The organism is Pseudomonas sp. NPDC090201 (genome assembly GCF_044746825.1).
GTDB lineage: Bacteria > Pseudomonadota > Gammaproteobacteria > Pseudomonadales > Pseudomonadaceae > Aquipseudomonas > Aquipseudomonas putida_AD.
In genome coordinates, this window is sequence record NZ_JBIVCX010000004.1 from 140947 (window position 1) to 156881 (window position 15935).

14 protein-coding genes are annotated in these 15935 nt (G+C 58.5%); 8 read left to right on the forward strand and 6 right to left on the reverse strand.

Annotated elements, in window-relative coordinates:
* The first annotated feature begins 12 nt into the window (after window positions 1-12).
* The gene (gene aldA, locus ACIPOO_RS14740; RefSeq protein ID WP_274130469.1) at window positions 13-1446 is read left to right on the forward strand and encodes an aldehyde dehydrogenase; all 1434 of its coding nucleotides are present in this window, start codon (window positions 13-15) and stop codon (window positions 1444-1446) included.
* 76 nt (window positions 1447-1522) lie between these two features.
* On the opposite strand, the gene ACIPOO_RS14745 is transcribed toward aldA, so the two are convergent.
* Window positions 1523-1915 carry a VOC family protein gene (locus tag ACIPOO_RS14745; RefSeq protein ID WP_400608126.1) on the reverse strand — a complete coding sequence of 131 codons (393 nt, stop codon included), beginning with the start codon at window positions 1913-1915 and terminating at the stop codon, window positions 1523-1525.
* A 150-nt stretch (window positions 1916-2065) separates the two neighbouring features.
* Window positions 2066-2980 carry a LysR family transcriptional regulator gene (locus tag ACIPOO_RS14750; protein ID WP_400608128.1) on the reverse strand — a complete coding sequence of 305 codons (915 nt, stop codon included), beginning with the start codon at window positions 2978-2980 and terminating at the stop codon, window positions 2066-2068.
* 96 nt (window positions 2981-3076) lie between these two features.
* On the opposite strand from ACIPOO_RS14750, the gene ACIPOO_RS14755 reads away from it, so the two are divergent.
* Window positions 3077-3391, forward strand: a complete 315-nt coding sequence (locus ACIPOO_RS14755) for an antibiotic biosynthesis monooxygenase (protein ID WP_400608130.1) — start codon at window positions 3077-3079, stop codon at window positions 3389-3391.
* Window positions 3388-3720, forward strand: coding sequence for a LysR family transcriptional regulator (locus ACIPOO_RS14760; protein WP_400608132.1), 333 nt, complete (start codon window positions 3388-3390; stop codon window positions 3718-3720). Before ACIPOO_RS14755 ends, ACIPOO_RS14760 begins: the two co-directional genes overlap by 4 nt.
* 110 nt (window positions 3721-3830) lie before the next feature.
* Here the strand turns inward: ACIPOO_RS14760 and ACIPOO_RS14765 are convergent, their stop codons facing one another.
* The 4 genes from ACIPOO_RS14765 to ACIPOO_RS14780 form a co-directional block, all read right to left on the reverse strand.
* Complete coding sequence (locus ACIPOO_RS14765; RefSeq protein ID WP_400608134.1) at window positions 3831-5324, reverse strand: efflux transporter outer membrane subunit; 1494 nt, start codon at window positions 5322-5324, stop codon at window positions 3831-3833.
* Between the two features lie 21 nt (window positions 5325-5345).
* A complete protein-coding gene (locus ACIPOO_RS14770) occupies window positions 5346-8576 on the reverse strand; it encodes an efflux RND transporter permease subunit (RefSeq protein WP_400608136.1) in 3231 nt (1076 codons plus the stop codon).
* A 15-nt stretch (window positions 8577-8591) separates the two neighbouring features.
* Window positions 8592-9776 (reverse strand): efflux RND transporter periplasmic adaptor subunit, encoded by a 1185-nt coding sequence (locus ACIPOO_RS14775; protein WP_400608138.1) that lies wholly within the window; start codon window positions 9774-9776, stop codon window positions 8592-8594.
* Window positions 9777-9965: 189 nt separating this feature from the next.
* Entirely contained in the window at window positions 9966-10853 is an 888-nt protein-coding gene (locus tag ACIPOO_RS14780) for a LysR family transcriptional regulator (RefSeq protein WP_400608140.1), read from the reverse strand.
* Window positions 10854-10959: 106 nt separating this feature from the next.
* Here ACIPOO_RS14780 and ACIPOO_RS14785 point away from each other — a divergent pair, with 106 nt between their 5' ends.
* The 5 genes from ACIPOO_RS14785 to ACIPOO_RS14805 all read left to right on the forward strand — a co-directional run bounded on the left by ACIPOO_RS14785 (window position 10960) and on the right by ACIPOO_RS14805 (window position 15498).
* Window positions 10960-11988 carry an LLM class oxidoreductase gene (locus ACIPOO_RS14785; RefSeq protein WP_400608573.1) on the forward strand — a complete coding sequence of 343 codons (1029 nt, stop codon included), beginning with the start codon at window positions 10960-10962 and terminating at the stop codon, window positions 11986-11988.
* Window positions 11985-12551, forward strand: coding sequence for an SRPBCC family protein (locus ACIPOO_RS14790; RefSeq protein WP_400608142.1), 567 nt, complete (start codon window positions 11985-11987; stop codon window positions 12549-12551). The genes ACIPOO_RS14785 and ACIPOO_RS14790 overlap by 4 nt, the downstream gene beginning before the upstream one ends.
* A gap of 197 nt (window positions 12552-12748) precedes the next feature.
* Window positions 12749-13189 (forward strand): hypothetical protein, encoded by a 441-nt coding sequence (locus tag ACIPOO_RS14795; RefSeq protein ID WP_400608144.1) that lies wholly within the window; start codon window positions 12749-12751, stop codon window positions 13187-13189.
* A gap of 278 nt (window positions 13190-13467) precedes the next feature.
* Window positions 13468-14214 carry an SDR family NAD(P)-dependent oxidoreductase gene (locus ACIPOO_RS14800; RefSeq protein WP_400608574.1) on the forward strand — a complete coding sequence of 249 codons (747 nt, stop codon included), beginning with the start codon at window positions 13468-13470 and terminating at the stop codon, window positions 14212-14214.
* Window positions 14215-14349: 135 nt separating this feature from the next.
* A complete protein-coding gene (locus ACIPOO_RS14805) occupies window positions 14350-15498 on the forward strand; it encodes an MFS transporter (protein ID WP_400608146.1) in 1149 nt (382 codons plus the stop codon).
* Window positions 15499-15935 lie beyond the last annotated feature (437 nt).

Below are 15935 nucleotides of genomic sequence, written 5' to 3' on the forward strand. Positions count from 1 at the left end.
AGGAGCCAGACCATGTCCTCAGTACCCGTCTATCAGAACTACATCAACGGCCAGTTCGTATCGGCCTCGGAACATTTCGAAGTGCTGAACCCGGCGACCGGCGCCCTGTTGGCCAAGGTCCCTGCCTCGGATGCAGATCAGGTCGACCGTGCCCTGGCCGCTGCCCGGGCCGCGCAATCAGCTTGGGCCCGGCGCCCCGCCAATGACCGGGCAAGCTATTTGCGCAAGATCGCCAACAAGCTGCGGGAAAACGTTCCCCACCTGGCCCGCACCATCACCCTGGAGCAAGGCAAGACCTCGGGCCTTGCTGAAGTGGAGGTCAACTTCACCGCCGACTACCTCGACTACATGGCTGAGTGGGCACGACGGATCGAGGGCGAGATCATCACCAGTGACCGGCCAGGCGAGAACATCTTCATGTTTCGCAAGCCGCTGGGCGTCGTCGCAGGCATTCTGCCGTGGAACTTCCCGTTTTTCCTGATCGCTCGCAAGATGGCGCCGGCCTTGGTCACAGGCAATACCATCGTCATCAAACCCAGTGAAGAAACCCCCAACAACTGCTTCGAGTTCGCGCGGCTGGTTGCAGAAGTCGACCTTCCGCCTGGTGTGTTCAATGTGGTCAGCGGCGACGGACGAGTGGGTGCTGCACTCTCGGCGCACGAGCAGGTCAACCTGATCAGCTTCACCGGCAGCGTTGAGACCGGCGCCCGGATCATGAGCGCAGCGGCGCCCAACATCACCAAACTCAACCTCGAGCTGGGCGGCAAGGCGCCTGCCATCGTGTTGGCGGATGCTGACCTGGATCTGGCCGTCAAGGCGATCAGGGATTCGCGAATCATCAACACCGGCCAGGTCTGCAACTGCGCCGAGCGCGTCTACGTGGAGCGTCAGGTAGCCGATCAGTTCATCGAGAAGATCAGTGCTGCCATGGCCGCAACTCGTTATGGCGACCCGCTTGCCGATGCCTCGGTCGAGATGGGGCCGTTGATCAATCGCCAGGGCCTGGACAGCGTCGCCGCCAAGGTCAGGAAAGCCAGGGAGCAAGGCGCATCCCTCATCACCGGCGGCGACATCGCAGACCTCGGCCAGGGCTTTCACTACCAACCCACAGTCCTTGCAGGCTGCCGTGCGGACATGGAGATCATGCGCAAGGAAGTCTTCGGACCAGTGCTGCCCATCCAGATCGTCGATGACCTCGATGAAGCCATTGCGTTGGCCAACGACTGCGAATATGGGCTGACGTCATCCCTGTACACCCGGGATTTGAGCAAGGCCATGCACGCGATTCGCGAGATCGATTTCGGCGAGACCTACATCAACCGGGAGAATTTCGAGGCCATGCAAGGCTTCCACGCAGGGGTTCGCAAATCAGGGATTGGCGGCGCTGACGGCAAGCACGGCTTGTACGAATACACCCATACCCACGTGGTGTATCTGCAGGCCTGATCACAAAAAGGGGAACGAGACTGATGGTCGCGCTCCCCTTTCGCGTTTACCCGATAACCGCCCGACACCCCGGCTGTCAGCCGTTGAAAAACACAGCAAGCTTGTTACCGGTCGGATCTCTGAGGTAGGCAACGTAGAAGTCTGGTGTGTAGGCAGCTCGAGTTCCGGGAGCGCCCTCATCCGTTCCTCCCTGAGCCAAGCCGGCAGCATACAACGCGTCGACCTCGGCGCAAGACCTGGCACGAAACGCCGGCATCATCCCATTACCTGCAGTGGCCGGCCCACCATCAAAGGGTTTGCCGACATGTACCGTTCCAGGGCCATTCAACTTATCGATGGTATCTGGAAGCGAATAGCTACTCACCTCTTGCGAATAGTCTTTCTCATACCCCAACGGCAGAAGAAGTGAATCGTAGAAAGCTACGGACGCATCGACATCGTTTGCACCGATCCACAGATAACTGAGCATGGTCGTCTCCGAGGGCTGCGTGTGAGATACAACATGCGACCACCTGCAGATGGTTAGATTCACCTTCGGTAGGCCCGCTTACTGTGGGACTTTTGAGCCTGTTTTAGGTAGAGAGTCAGCTATCGGCCAGAAGCTGCCACCGAGCTGCAACTAAGATCTTGACCCCGATTGCAAATGTTCTGATAAATGATTGAGCACCAACCGGGTTCGAGCGGACATCTTTTGCCCCAGCGGAATCAAAGCATGCACGGGAAGTCCAGGCGTGTCTGCCCAGTCCAGCAGATGTACAAGGGTGCCTTCGCGCACGTAGGGTTCGGCCATACGATCCAGGATCTGTCCCACCCCCAGACCCTGCACCATTGCATCGATGATGACCTGTGTGTCAGACATTATGATTGCTGGATCAGGTTTGATTTCCCTGATCTGATCGCCATCTAGCAACGTCCACGGCCGCAGCCGGCCATTGCGTCCCTTGAACACGATTGCCGAATGGCGGGCAATGTTTTCCACCGACGTGAGAAGTCCGTTGCGCTTTATGTAATCAGGAGACGCATAAAGACCAAAATGCGTATCGCATAACTTGCGTACGGTCATCTCGCTGTCCGGAGGCAACTCGCCGATGCGCACCACGATATCCCAACCTTCAGCCACAGGATCGGATACTTGGTCGGTCACTGCCAACTCAAGTGTCAGTTTGGGATATCTCTCGCCCAGCGCCACAAATGTAGGAAGCAACAGACGGCCGAAACTGGCCGGAAGATTGAGCTTGACCCGACCCACGGGTTCAGTGCGGCGAATCGCCAATGAATGCTCCACTTCATAGAAGCAATCCAGGGCAGCGAGAGCCCCTTCCAGATATGTCTCGCCATCATCAGTCAGACGTATCGCGCGGGTCGTACGCTGAAACAACTGAATGCCTAACCTATTCTCAAGCCGTTGTACCGCCTTGCCGACGTTGGACTTGTCCGTCCCCAGACGGTCGGCAGCCCGCGTAAAACTGCCAGCCTGAGCGACGGTGGTAAATGTCACCACGTCGGCTAGCGAGATATCACCACGCCTGATCATTGTGGCTCCCAACGCGACAATGTGTATCGACCTACATCATTTATCGTGAAGAGGGGGCTCCTTAAACTCCGGGTGATCTGCCCCGAGGAAAACGTAATGTTGACGCAGGCTATAAATACGATACACATACGGTCGTTGCCCGAAAAAAGCGATGAATTAGGCCGCGCTCTTGTAATCGCGGGAGAAAAGGTCAAACGATTACCTGGCTGCATGCTTCATCATGTCGTGCGCAGTCACTTCAATCCGCATCTCTGGATCATCACAGGCCACTGGAAAACTGTGGTTGAAATGAGGGCCTCCTTCCATGATCCCGCGGGTGAGTATTTCCTTGAACTGATAAAGCTCGAGAGCGTGTTTTCCATAGAGTTCAACAGCTACATCGTCGAGTCTTTCGGGCGAGCTGTCCGATGACCATCAATGAACAGAACTTCCTGAATATCGACCTCAACCTGATGCTTATGTTTTCTGTGCTGTACCGAGAGCGGAGCGTGACCCATACGGCCAAATGCCTGGAAGTGGGCCAACCTGCGATCAGTAATTCCCTTGCGAAGCTACGGCTGCTTTTCAATGATCCGCTGTTCCTGCGCTGCGGTCGCAAGATGCGCCCAACAGCCCTTGCTGATTCGATTGCAACAGTGTTGATTCCTGCATTGAGCGTTATCGAAGCCCTGCTGATAGACACTCCCAAGGCTGCTTCGCTCAACATCGACCGATCATCGGCGTCGCAATCAGACGCCTGATTGTCTGTCGGTGCCCGACAGCGCGCCAACAATCATTACTTGTATCAGATACAACCGGATAACATGCCATGGATGACCGCCCACCGATGCCACCGGTGGGCGGCCAGCCACTATGGCGCCGTCTGCAATTGCGCCAGCGGTTGCACCGGCATTTCCCACCCTCCTCCCAAGGCCTTGATCAGATTGACCGTCGCTATCGCCTGGCCGCCCTGTAGCTGGACTGCGCCTCTGCGGGACTGCAACGCCGTTCGTTGCGCATCGAGCACCGATAGATAGATCACGTTCCCCTCATCATACTGGGTGCGCGCAATGGTCGATGCGCGGGCGGACGCCTCCACAGCCCGAGCCTGCTCCATCGATTGCTCGCGCAGGATTCGCAACTCTGAAAGGTTATCCTCCACTTCCTGGAACGCGAGAAACACCTGCTCGCGATACCGTGCGACATCCTCTTCAAAGACCGCATTGGCATACGCCAGATTGCCCTTGCGCAGCCCCCCGTCGAACAGTGGCGTGTTCAGGGCAGTGCCAACCAGCGGCCCCAGCAGGAAGGTGCGGCTGCTCCATTTGAACAGGTCGCTCATCGAGCCAGACTCAAAGCCTGTGGCCGCAGTCAAAGTCAATGATGGAAAGAATGCAGCCTTGGCGATGCCGATCCGCGCATTGGCCGCCGCCATCGCGCGTTCGGCCGCCGCGATGTCGGGGCGACGCTCCAGCAAGGCAGAGGGCAGCCCCGGCGGGATATCGACACGAATCTGTTCCAGCGGATGAGCAGCCAGCGAGAACTGAGCGGGCGTCTTGCCTAACAGCAGCGCCAGACGGTGTTCGGCAACGGCCCGCAGGCGTTGTGCCGACATGGCATCTGACCGAGTGGTTGCCAACTCGGCACGGGCCCGCGCGACATCCAGCTCTCCGATATCGCCAAGGGCGAATCGATGCTCGATCAGCTCCAGCCCCTGCTCCCGCAGTTTCACCGTTTCCGAAAACACCGCCAGCTCGGCGTCCAACTGACGCAAAGCGAAGTAGTTCTGGGCCACATCGGCCTGCACACTCAGCATCACCGAACGCAGCAGCGCGATGCTGCGCTGGGTATCGGCATTGGCTGCGCTGACGCTGGCCGCCACCCGCCCGAACATATCGACTTCGTAGGAGGCGCCCACCTGGGCCCGCCAGAGGGTCTGCTGCAGACCGTTGCCGCCATCGGCCTGAGACTGCGCTGACAACCGTTGCCGGGTCGGTCCGAATCCGGCGTTCAGGTCGGGAAATCGCCCGGCATCCGCGACCCTCGCCAGTGCCCTGGCTTGTTTGAGACGGGCAACGGCCGCCTGCAGGTTCTGGTTCTGCCGTTGCGCCTCTTCTTCAAGCTGGTTCAGCAGAGGGTCGTCGAACACTTCCCACCACCGTCCTCGCTCGACCGCGTCCGAAGGTTGCGCGGTCTTCCACTGCCCGGCCTCGACAGGCTCCGTGGCGGAGCCTTCCTTGAATGAAGTCGCAAGCACAAGCTCGGGTTTCAGATACTCAGGCGACTGAGCACAGCCTGCCAGCATAAGCGATGAGAGCAACCACACAGCGTTACGATGCGGTTTATTGAAAGACTGGTTTCTCATACAGGCACACACCTATTGCGATTACACATGGGAAGACTCGCGCACAGGCGATCGTTCATGGGAGTGAGGGTGGCCTGCGGCAACCACTTGAATTTCGGGATGGTTGCCGTGCTTGTCGACAAGGCGCTCGACCCCTGACAGTTTTCGCAAAAGCACGTAGAACACCGGAGTCAACATCAGGCCGAACAGGGTTACGCCGAGCATGCCAAAGAACACTGCGATACCCATGGCGGCGCGCATCTCGGCGCCTGCGCCGGTGGAAAATACCAGGGGTACGACGCCCATGATGAAGGCGATGGATGTCATCAGGATGGGCCGCAGGCGAAGCCGGCTTGCCTCCACTGCCGCCTGGACAACGGTGCGTCCCTGCATCTCCAGTTCGCGGGCGAACTCAACGATGAGAATGGCGTTTTTCACCGACAGCCCCACCAGCACCATCAAGCCGATCTGGGTAAAGATATTGTTGTCGCCTTTGGTTAGCCACACCCCGACCAGCGCCGACAGCAGGCTCATCGGCACGATCAGGATAATTGCCAGTGGCAGCGTGAGGCTTTCGTACAGCGCGGCCAGCACCAGGAACACTAGCACCAGGCTGATCGGGAACACCCACAGCGATGCATTACCCACCAGCACCTGTTGGTAGGTCAGGTCGGTCCATTCGAACCGGATGCCCCGGGGGAGTACCTCGCTGGCGATCCGCTCCACCGCAGCCTGGGCCTGGTCAGAGGAATAACCCGGCGCCGGCCCACCGTTGATGTCGGCTGCAGGAAATCCGTTGTAGCGCACCACCGATTCTGGGCCATAAGTGGTCGTGACCTTGACCAACGAGGACAGCGGGACCATTTCCCCGGCTTCATTGCGGGTCTTCAACACTCCGATATCGGCCGCCGTGGCACGAAACGGGGCGTCAGCCTGAGCCCTGACCTGATACACACGACCAAACTTGTTGAAATCATTGATGTAGGTCGAGCCAAGGTAGATCTGCAGGGTTTCGAAGACATCGGTCACGGAAACACCCAACTGTTTGGCCTTGACCCGATCAAGCTCGACGTTGAGTTGCGGTACGTTGATCTGGAAGGTCGAGAACGCAGGCCCCAGTTCGGGCGCCTGGGCCGCCTTGGCCAGGAAGGCTTGGGTCGCGGCATTCAACGCTTCGTAGCCCAATGAACCCCGATCTTCAAGTTGCAACTTGAAGCCGCCCAGAGTACCGAGTCCCAGAACCGGCGGTGGCGGAAATGCCGCGACGCTGGCTTCCTTGATCCTGCCGTAGCTGGCGTTCAACGACGCGACGATATCGGCGGTCGACTCACCCTCCCCGCGTTGCCGGGATGGCTTAAGAATCATGAAAATCAGCCCTGCACTCGAGGAGTGGGTGAAACCGTTGATGGACATCCCCGGGTATTGCACTGCGCGCTCGACGCCCGGCAGCTTCAAAGCGATTTCGGCCATCTCGCGTACGACGTGTTCGGTGCGCTCCATGGATGCGCCGTTGGGCAGTTGCGCCACCGCCAACACATAGTCCTTGTCCTGCTGGGGAACAAACCCGCCGGGCACCACTTTGCCCATGTACACCGCGCCAGCAGCCAGCAAAGCGTAGAACGCCATCATCAGAACCTTGCGGTTGATCATGCGCCCCACGCCGCGCCCGTAGGCCTGGGAGCCGTTGTTGAACAATCGGTTGAAGCCGTCGAAGAACCGGCCGAACAGGCGATCCATGCTTCGGGTCAGCCAGTCTTTGGGAGCCCCATGGCCCTTGAGCAGAATGGCCGCCAGTGCCGGCGACAGCGTCAGCGAGTTGAATGCCGAGATGACCGTGGAAATGGCGATTGTCATCGCGAACTGTTGATAGAACTGCCCGGTCAGCCCGGACATGAACGCCAGCGGCACGAACACCGCAACCAGCGTCAGCGCGATGGCGATGATCGGCCCGCTGACCTCCTGCATGGCTTTATAAGTGGCATCGCGGGGCGAGAGACCTGCCTCGATGTTGCGTTCGACGTTCTCGACCACGACGATCGCGTCATCGACGACGATGCCGATCGCCAGCACCATGCCGAAAAGCGACAGCGCATTGATGGTGAAACCGAAGGCAAGCAGGAGCGCGAAGGTGCCGATGATCGAGACCGGGACCGCCAGCAAGGGAATCAAGGATGCACGCCATGTCTGCAGGAACACGATCACGACCAGCACGACCAGCGCGATGGCTTCCAGCAGGGTCATGATCACCGCGTTGATGCTTTCCTGGACGAACTGACTGGGGTCATAGGCAATCCGGTAATCCATGTCTTCGGGCATGTCCGCGCGAAGCTCGGCCATCGCGGCGCGCACGTCAGCGGAAATCTGCAGCGAGTTGGCACCCGGCTGCTGGAAGATCACCACCTGGGCCGACTGTTCGTTGTCCAGCAACGAGCGAAGCCCGTACTCGGCGGCGCCCATCTCGACCCGCGCGACGTCCGACAGACGCGTGATCGCACCGCCAGCCGAAGACTTAAGAATGATGTCGAGAAATTCTTGTTCGGTTTTCAACCGCCCTTGTGCGTCGATGGTCAGCTGCTGCGGAACATTGCTCACCATGGGTGATCCGCCGACCATGCCCGCCGCTACCTGGACGTTCTGCTCACGTATGGCCTGTACCACCTCGGAAGCGGTCATATTCAAGCGCGCGATTTTCTGCGGGTCCAGCCAGACGCGCATCGAGTAATCGCCACCGCCCCACAAGCGGGCTTCGCCGACGCCAGGGATGCGGGCAAGTCGATCACGCACGTTGATCAGCAGGTAATTGCGCAGGTAGGCCCGATCGTATCGACGGTCGGGGGATACCAGGTTCACCGCGATGGTCAGCGTGGGCGAAGACTTGATCGAAGTCACGCCCAGGCGCTGAACCTCCTCAGGCAGCCGCGGTAGTGCCTGCGCCACTCGGGTCTGTACCAGTTGCTGAGCAAGGTCCGGATTGGTCCCCAGCTTGAAGGTCACGGTGGTGGTCATGTGGCCGTCGCTGGTCGCCTGCGACTGCATGTAGAGCATGTCCTCCACCCCGTTGATCTGCTCCTCGATGGGTGAGGCCACCGTTTCGGCGATGACTTTGGAACTGGCACCTGGGTACTGCGCATGCACCAGCACCGACGGCGGCACCACTTCCGGGTATTCGGCGGACGGCAGCCTGGCCAGTGCGATAAGCCCAGCGAGGACGACGAGCACCGAAAGCACGCCGGCGAAGATCGGCCGGTCGATAAAGAATCTAGAGATGTTCATAAAGGAGTCCGATGCCTATGCCGCAGGCTTGGTGGAAGGTGCCAGGTTCGCCATCTCGACGGGCTGCACGCTGACTTTTTCCTGGGGCCGTACGCGTTGCACGCCGTTGACGATGATCTTCTCCCCCGGCTCAAGCCCGCTCAATACGATGCGCAGACCGTCATGCAGGTTGCCCAGCTCCACCTGCCTGTACTGCGCCCGGTCCTGTTCATCGACCACCAGCACGTATTTGCGGGTCTGGTCGGTGCCGACCGCCGTATCGTTGATCAATACCCTGTCATGGGATTGCCCACCGCTTACTCGAATGCGCGCATACAGGCCTGGCAGCAACGCGCCGTCGGCATTGTCGAACCGGGCACGCACGCGGATGGTCCCCGACCTGCTGTCGAGCTGGTTGTCCAGCGAATCGATCACCCCCTGGCGCGAGTAACCAGTTTCGTTGGCCAGGCCGAGCGACACCGGTACCGGTGCACCCGATGAGCAGCACAGGTAAGCCAGGTAGGTTTGCTCGTCGACATCAAACGAGGCGTAGATCGGCGACACGGACACCAGATTCGTCAACAGCGGCGCAGATGCCCCGCTGGAAACGGTGTTGCCAAGCGTCAGTTCGGCGCGCGACACCCTTCCGGCCACCGGTGCGGTCACCCGGGTGTAACCCAGGTTGATACGTGCGGAATCCAGCGCAGCCATCGCCGTTTTGACGGTGGCCTGAGCTTCATGCAATGCGTTGATCTTCTCGTCCAGATCCCTTCTGGAAATGGCATTGGTCGCAATCAGTCGCTCAGCCCGCGCCGCGTCGGCACTGGCGAAAGCCACGCGTGCCTGCGCCGCTGCCAGGAGCCCGGATGCACGGTCCACTTCGGCCTGGTAAGGCTTGGGATCGATGCTGAAGAGCAAATCGCCGCGCCGAACCAGGCTTGCATCTTTGAAATGCACGCCGACGATGGTGCCGGACACCAGCGGTCGAATTGCGATGTCGTCGATCGCCGCAAGCCTGCCCGAATATTCCTGCCGCTCAGTGACGGGCCGGGATAGCACAACGGCCACACCGACTTGCGTTGCCTCAGCGTCCGGGCCTGCAGCATGGGCCGACCCGATGGCCGGATCGCCCGTGTGCTTGGACGATCCGATCGCTGCAACACCCGCAATGACCAGTAAGACAGTGGCGGCAACGCCCAGCCGTTTACGATTAGATGACATCGTCTTGACTCCAGGAACCTTGATGAATAGCGCGAGGGATGCTCACCTCAAGCTGTTGCTGTTCCCTGTGCACGAGCCAGGGAAACCGAGGGGCGCCATTCTGGGTGGGGTCAGACGTTTGATAAACGATGTGCGCAGACACTGATTGTGGCGTTTGCTGCCACAATTGCCGCGCGTTTGCGCGGGGATTCAGCTGGCGAGCAGATCGACAAGCCAGTTGATCAGCGGGTTCGAATCTGAGCGTGGATGCCAGGCTGCGATCAGCTCATAGCCTGGCGGATAGGCGTCGTCCTCGACCCGGATCGTTGTCAGCCCCGGACAGGGCAGCAGGCGCGAAGGCAGGAACGCCACCGCATCGGCAGCCTTGACCATAGGCGCGACGAGGAGAAAGTGCGGCACCGACAGAATCACTTCCCGCTTGAGCCCCTGCGCCTCGAACCAGCCGTCGGCAGAGCCGATCAGATTGGCACGCGCAGGCGAGACCACGACGTGAGGCTGGCGGGCCAATCTGGAGAGGGAAACGCGTCCCTTCGCGAGCGGCGAACCCTCTGGTGCGACACACAGGTAGTGCTCGTCGAACAGTGGGCGACGCGAGAAATGCTCTGGCACGTAATCGTTCAATGAGAGCACCAAGTCTATCTCGCCGCTTGCCATTTTGTTGGCCACGGCATCGACTTGCATCTCGCTGAGAATGAGTTTGAGATGGGGCGCCTGCTGTCGGATCAATCCCAGCCTGGGGGCGATCACCACCTGATGGGCGTAGTCGGACGCGGAGATGTTCAAGGTGCCCACCACCAGTGCCGGATCGAAGGGCGCGCGCTCTACCAGTCGCTCCAGCGCCAGCAGTATTTCGTCAACCTCGGCCCTGAGCTCAAGCGCAAGCGCAGTAGGCATCACGCCCCTGCCAGTGCGGGCAAACAATGGGTCGCCGAAGATCTCCCGCAGCGTCGTCAGGTTGGCACTGACGGCTTGTTGCGTAAGACCCATCTGGTCTGCGACGACGCTTAAATTGCGGGTCTTGAGCAGCGCGGCAAAGATGCGCAACTGGCGAAAACCCAATCGGGAGGCTCTGTTCATTTTTGTATCTTATACAAGAAATGATTGTTTGTAGTTGTATCTGGGCAAATCTAGTCTGCGCTGCATCAGGTCTGATCTGACCTCATATGCAGGACTGAAACCGAACATGTTGTCGCTATCATCTATCCCGTACACCTTGCAGCCAGGCTTTGCTCGAACCTTCGAGTCAGGGTGCCTCACCCTGGGCATCGTGTTCCCGATAGAGGCCTCCGGTTTTGGAGTACCGACCCTGCAGGGCCAGGCCCGATTGGCCCGCAAGGCAGAGGCACACGGATTCGCCGCTCTCTGGGTACGCGATATTCCGCTGCTCGATCCTGAATTCGGTGACATGGGGCAGATCTTCGATCCGTGGGTCTATCTGGGCTACATCGCCGGTCATACCCAGCATGTTGCCTTGGGGACCGCGTCCAGCATCGTGCCTATTCGGCATCCGCTGCACCTGGCCAAGTCGGCCACCAGCGTCGACCAGTTGAGCGGCGGCAGATTATTGCTGGGCGTCGCCACAGGCGACCGGCAGGTCGAATTCCCTGCGTTCGGTATCGACCCGGACCAGCGCGGCGAACTGTTTCGCGAGTACGTCGAAGTATTGCGTCGCTCCCAGAAGACCCGTTTCGAAACCCTGCAATGGAGGGGTGGATACCTGAGTGGGGCGGACATGATTCCCAAGCCCTACGCCGAAGAGGTGCCGCTGCTCATCACAGGCAACAGTCGCCAATCCCTGGACTGGATCGCGTCCAACAGCCATGGATGGATCAGCTACCCAAGACCGCCCGTGCACCAGAAAAACTTTATCAACAGTTGGCGTGCAGCAGTGAGGCAGCAGTGCGGCGATATCTTCAAGCCCTTCTGCAATGCACTGAACATCGACTTGACCGCCTCACCGGATAGCCCGCCTGAACCCATTCATCTGGGCTACCGGTTAGGGCGCAACCACCTGATCGATCTGCTTGACGCGCTCAGGGACGTCGGAGTCAACCACGTCATGTTGAACCTCAGGTTCGGCAAGCGACCCGCCGAGGAAATGCTCGACGAGCTGGGCGAGTACGTCGTTGCGCATTTTCCGGCCAGGACCACTGAGCCTCTGAGCGACTCATACAGTCCATCACACACAATTGAATTGAAGGTCAAACCATGACGACTACAGCACTTAATGAACTGATCGCAGAACTACGGGCAGATATCCGCTGGCCGGAGGTCTACAAGCCTGAAACAGCACCACTCTGTGCGCGTAACGCTAAAGTGATTTCAGCCCCGGTGGCCAGGGTGTGGGCATGGCTGACTTACGCAGATAGTTGGCCGCAATGGTATCCCAATGCGCAGGATGTTGAATTCAGAATTTGGCCCGGGCCAACCCTGCAGCCAGGCTCAGTATTCAATTGGACGACCTTCGGTCTTCGCCTGACCTCTACCGTTCATGACTTCGAAATCGAACGTCGATTGGGATGGGTGGCCCAGGCAGACGGCGTTCTCGCCTACCACACCTGGTATCTGCATCGGCTATCGGATAGCGAAACCCTGGTCATTACCGATGAAACGCAGATCAGCACCCTCGGCATCTGGGCCACCGACCGGTTCACTCAGGGACTTGTCGAACAGCATGACATCTGGCTCGATGCGCTGAATACAAAAGCTCAATCAGGTTTCCCACCCGCTTCTGATCACCGAACTCCCTCCCACGAAAGTCTCAGGTATTCATAACCGGACAACCCCGAATTTTGCTGAGGCCCGTTGGCCGGTTGTCGCTTTGCCCGATCAAAGACATATGAGATTACGATATGCCTACATCCGCTAGCTCTTCACTCAGTGCTGTTGCGATCCGTATTCCCGGCCTATCGTCCAAGATACCTTCATCTTTGACAACTCAATTGTCCAGAGAGATTGGAAAGAAAGAAGGAGTGCTGGATATCCATGCACTTGAGAGGATGGGTTTGGGACAAAGCTTTGCGCAGTTCGATATGTCCGCTATTACACCGACCGAGTTGGGTTTGGTGAGCAAAAATCTATATGCACTTGGGTTGATCGACAAAACCACGGCCAACCTAATGGTCGTTGCTGGCACCAGCCTGGACGCCATGGGAAACCAGACCCATCCTGATCAGAAGATGAATGCGCTGGACTTTTTTTCCGCCCGGATACATAGCCTTCGTACCGCCGGAGCAGGAAGCAATGAATATGGTTTTCATGTGGTGCCTGATTACATTAAGACAGTTCACGTGCTTCAAAACCTTGACGATTTTGCTCAGGCTCAGCGTTCGCAGCGGGGAGCCAGGTCAGCCATCTCCGGGCAAGTAAACATCGTAAAAAACCATGCCAAAGGCATCAGCGTAAAAGTCTGAGCCCTAACACGCCCCTCTACTAATGCAGGTGAAAACGCCGTCTTTATCATTAGTTAGTCCGCGTCTTTTAAACTTTAATAACCAACAAATTGGCCGCCCATTAGCTCTACAGACCTCGAAGAATTTATAACCGATTAATTGATTTTTTCTGACTGGCGAAACCGCTTATGCACTCTAATCCTGGACGAAAAGCAGCCAACAGAATTATGGAGCAATACCGCAAAGCAGCCAACATTTTTACATCCGACTCATACACTGCCATTTCAATCTCAGGAGAAATAAAGATGCCCAACCTAAAGGGAAAACGTGCTCTCGTGACAGGCGCCAGTCGTGGCATTGGCAAGGCTATTGCGCTGGCTCTTGCTGAACAAGGCGCTGATGTCGCTATCACCTACGAACGCTCCCATGAAAAGGCTCAGGCGCTGGTCGCAGAGATCAAGGCGGGTGGTTGCAACGCCTATGCATTCCAGGCCGACAGCGCTGACCCCGAGGCCGTCAAACGTTCGGTGGATCTCGCGTCACAGGCATTGGGCGGATTGGACATTCTGGTGAACAACGCCGGAATCTTTCAGTATGGCCCTCTGGAAGAGCTAGATCTGGAGACGCTTGACAGCGTGTTGAATATCAATATCAAGTCAGTTGTATTGGCCAGCCAGGCCGCCCTCGCTTACCTGCCCGAGGGTGGACGCATCATCAACCTGGGGAGTGTCTTGGCCGAACGTGTCCCGATGACCAACCTCAGTATTTATTCGATGAGCAAAGCAGCACTGATCGCACTGACAAAGGGGCTAGCCCGTGATTTGGGTGTTCGCAATATCACAGTCAACATCGTGCATCCCGGCCCCACAGACACCGACATGAACCCCGCTGACGGCGCGGGCTCCCAGGCAATGCGAGATGGCATCGCCCTTGGCCGATACGGCAAGACCGACGACGTGGCCGCACTGGTGGCCTTTCTAAGTGGACCTGGCGCCGGCCACATCACCGGCACCGGGATTGCAGTCGACGGCGGCTACGGCGCCTGACGCATTCTGTCCTTGCCCGTGGGGATGACCTCACGGGCTCCGCCGCCACTTTCCCACCACCTGATGCCCTCTAGCCTGCCCAGGCCAAAGGGTTCTCGTAACAGCAACTCTCGTTGACCAAAGGCGAACAGCCAAATGCCTCTTGCCGTTCTCGTTCTCACATTAGCCACATTCATCTTAGGAACTTGCGAATTTGTGATCATGGGCCTGTTACCCAACATCGCCCATGACTTGCAGACGACAGTGCCCGAAGCCGGCTGGGTGGTCACTGCGTATGCGCTGGGTATCGCGCTCGGTGGGCCTGTGATGACCTTACTCACCTCCTGCCTCTCCCGCAAAGGCGCCCTGATCGCCTTGATGTCGCTATTCGCCATCGGCAATGCGTTGTGCGGGCTCGCAGAAGGCTACGCTTACCTGCTCTCTGCGCGGATCATCACCTCTCTGGGCCAGGGCGCGTTTTTCGGCATCGGCGCGGTGCTGGCAGCAAGCCTTGTCCCCGAACACCGCAGGGCCACAGCCATCGCGACCATGTTCCTCGGGCTAACGCTGGCGACTATAGCCGGTGTGCCTTTGGGCACGGCACTGGGTCAATGGCACGGTTGGCGGACCCCCTTCTGGGTCATTACGCGCCTTGCAGTCGTCGCTCTGATCGGACTATGGGCGTTCATCCAAAAGGGTGATCCCGAGGAGAAAACCAACCTCATCGCTGAAATGCAAGCGTTGAAAGACATACGCATATGGGCAGCCTTGGGAACGACCGCACTGTTCACTGGCTGTGCATTCCCGCTGTTCACGTTCATAGCTCCGATGCTGCAGGACGTAACAGGACTCACCGCAGACGGCATCACCCGGAGCCTGTTTCTGGTCGGTCTGGGCATGACGGCCGGAAGCTATCTGGGGGGGCGACTCGCAGATTGGAACTTGAGCCGCGCTTTGATTCTAATCGCCGTTGCAATCACCATAGTCTCGGCAGCCCTTCGCTGGACCAGTGCGAGTCTCTTGTTGGCAGAAATCAACTGGTTCCTATGGGGCGCAGCGACGTTTGCAGCCATCCCTGTGTCGCAGGTGAATGTCATGCTCTTTGGGGCCAGCGCTCCAAACCTCGTGTCGACCCTAAACATTTCAGCGTTCAACGTGGGTGTCGCGCTCGGCTCCTGGGTGGGCAGCCTCGTTCTATCCGCAGGGTACCCGCTTACTGCGATTCCAGTCGCTGCCGCCATCATCGCAGTGGCAGCAGGATTATCTTCACTGATGTGTGGGAGGTTTAGGAAAGGAGTTGTCTGAGCGTCGTCGACATTCCGCGACACGGATCGCGCATCGAACATCACCGCGCGTGCGCTAGAATACGCAGCTTCAGAATTATTACTTTGGTGAGGACTACAGTCTCTCAAACGCAGAAGTCCGCTTTGGGTCGTAAACAACCCTTCGCTACACGCAGCTATCGACCCGATACTGTCTGCGCAGGCACGACCTCAATGCCTTAGGTTTCGCTGCGCCCAGCACTGCGGAGTCACCGCCGTCCCAGCCAACAGACCGCCATCGATACGGCCAAGCGCGTTCAAAGACCATGAGAATGACCCAATGCTCCTTGCCATACCCACCCTTGGCAACGAGCGCAATCCATAACCGAATGCCACGAACCCTGAAGAACTGACGGCCAGCAGTGGCCGCCGAGCACTCATCACGAACTCTGCAGTATTTCTGATAGCATCCCTCCCCCC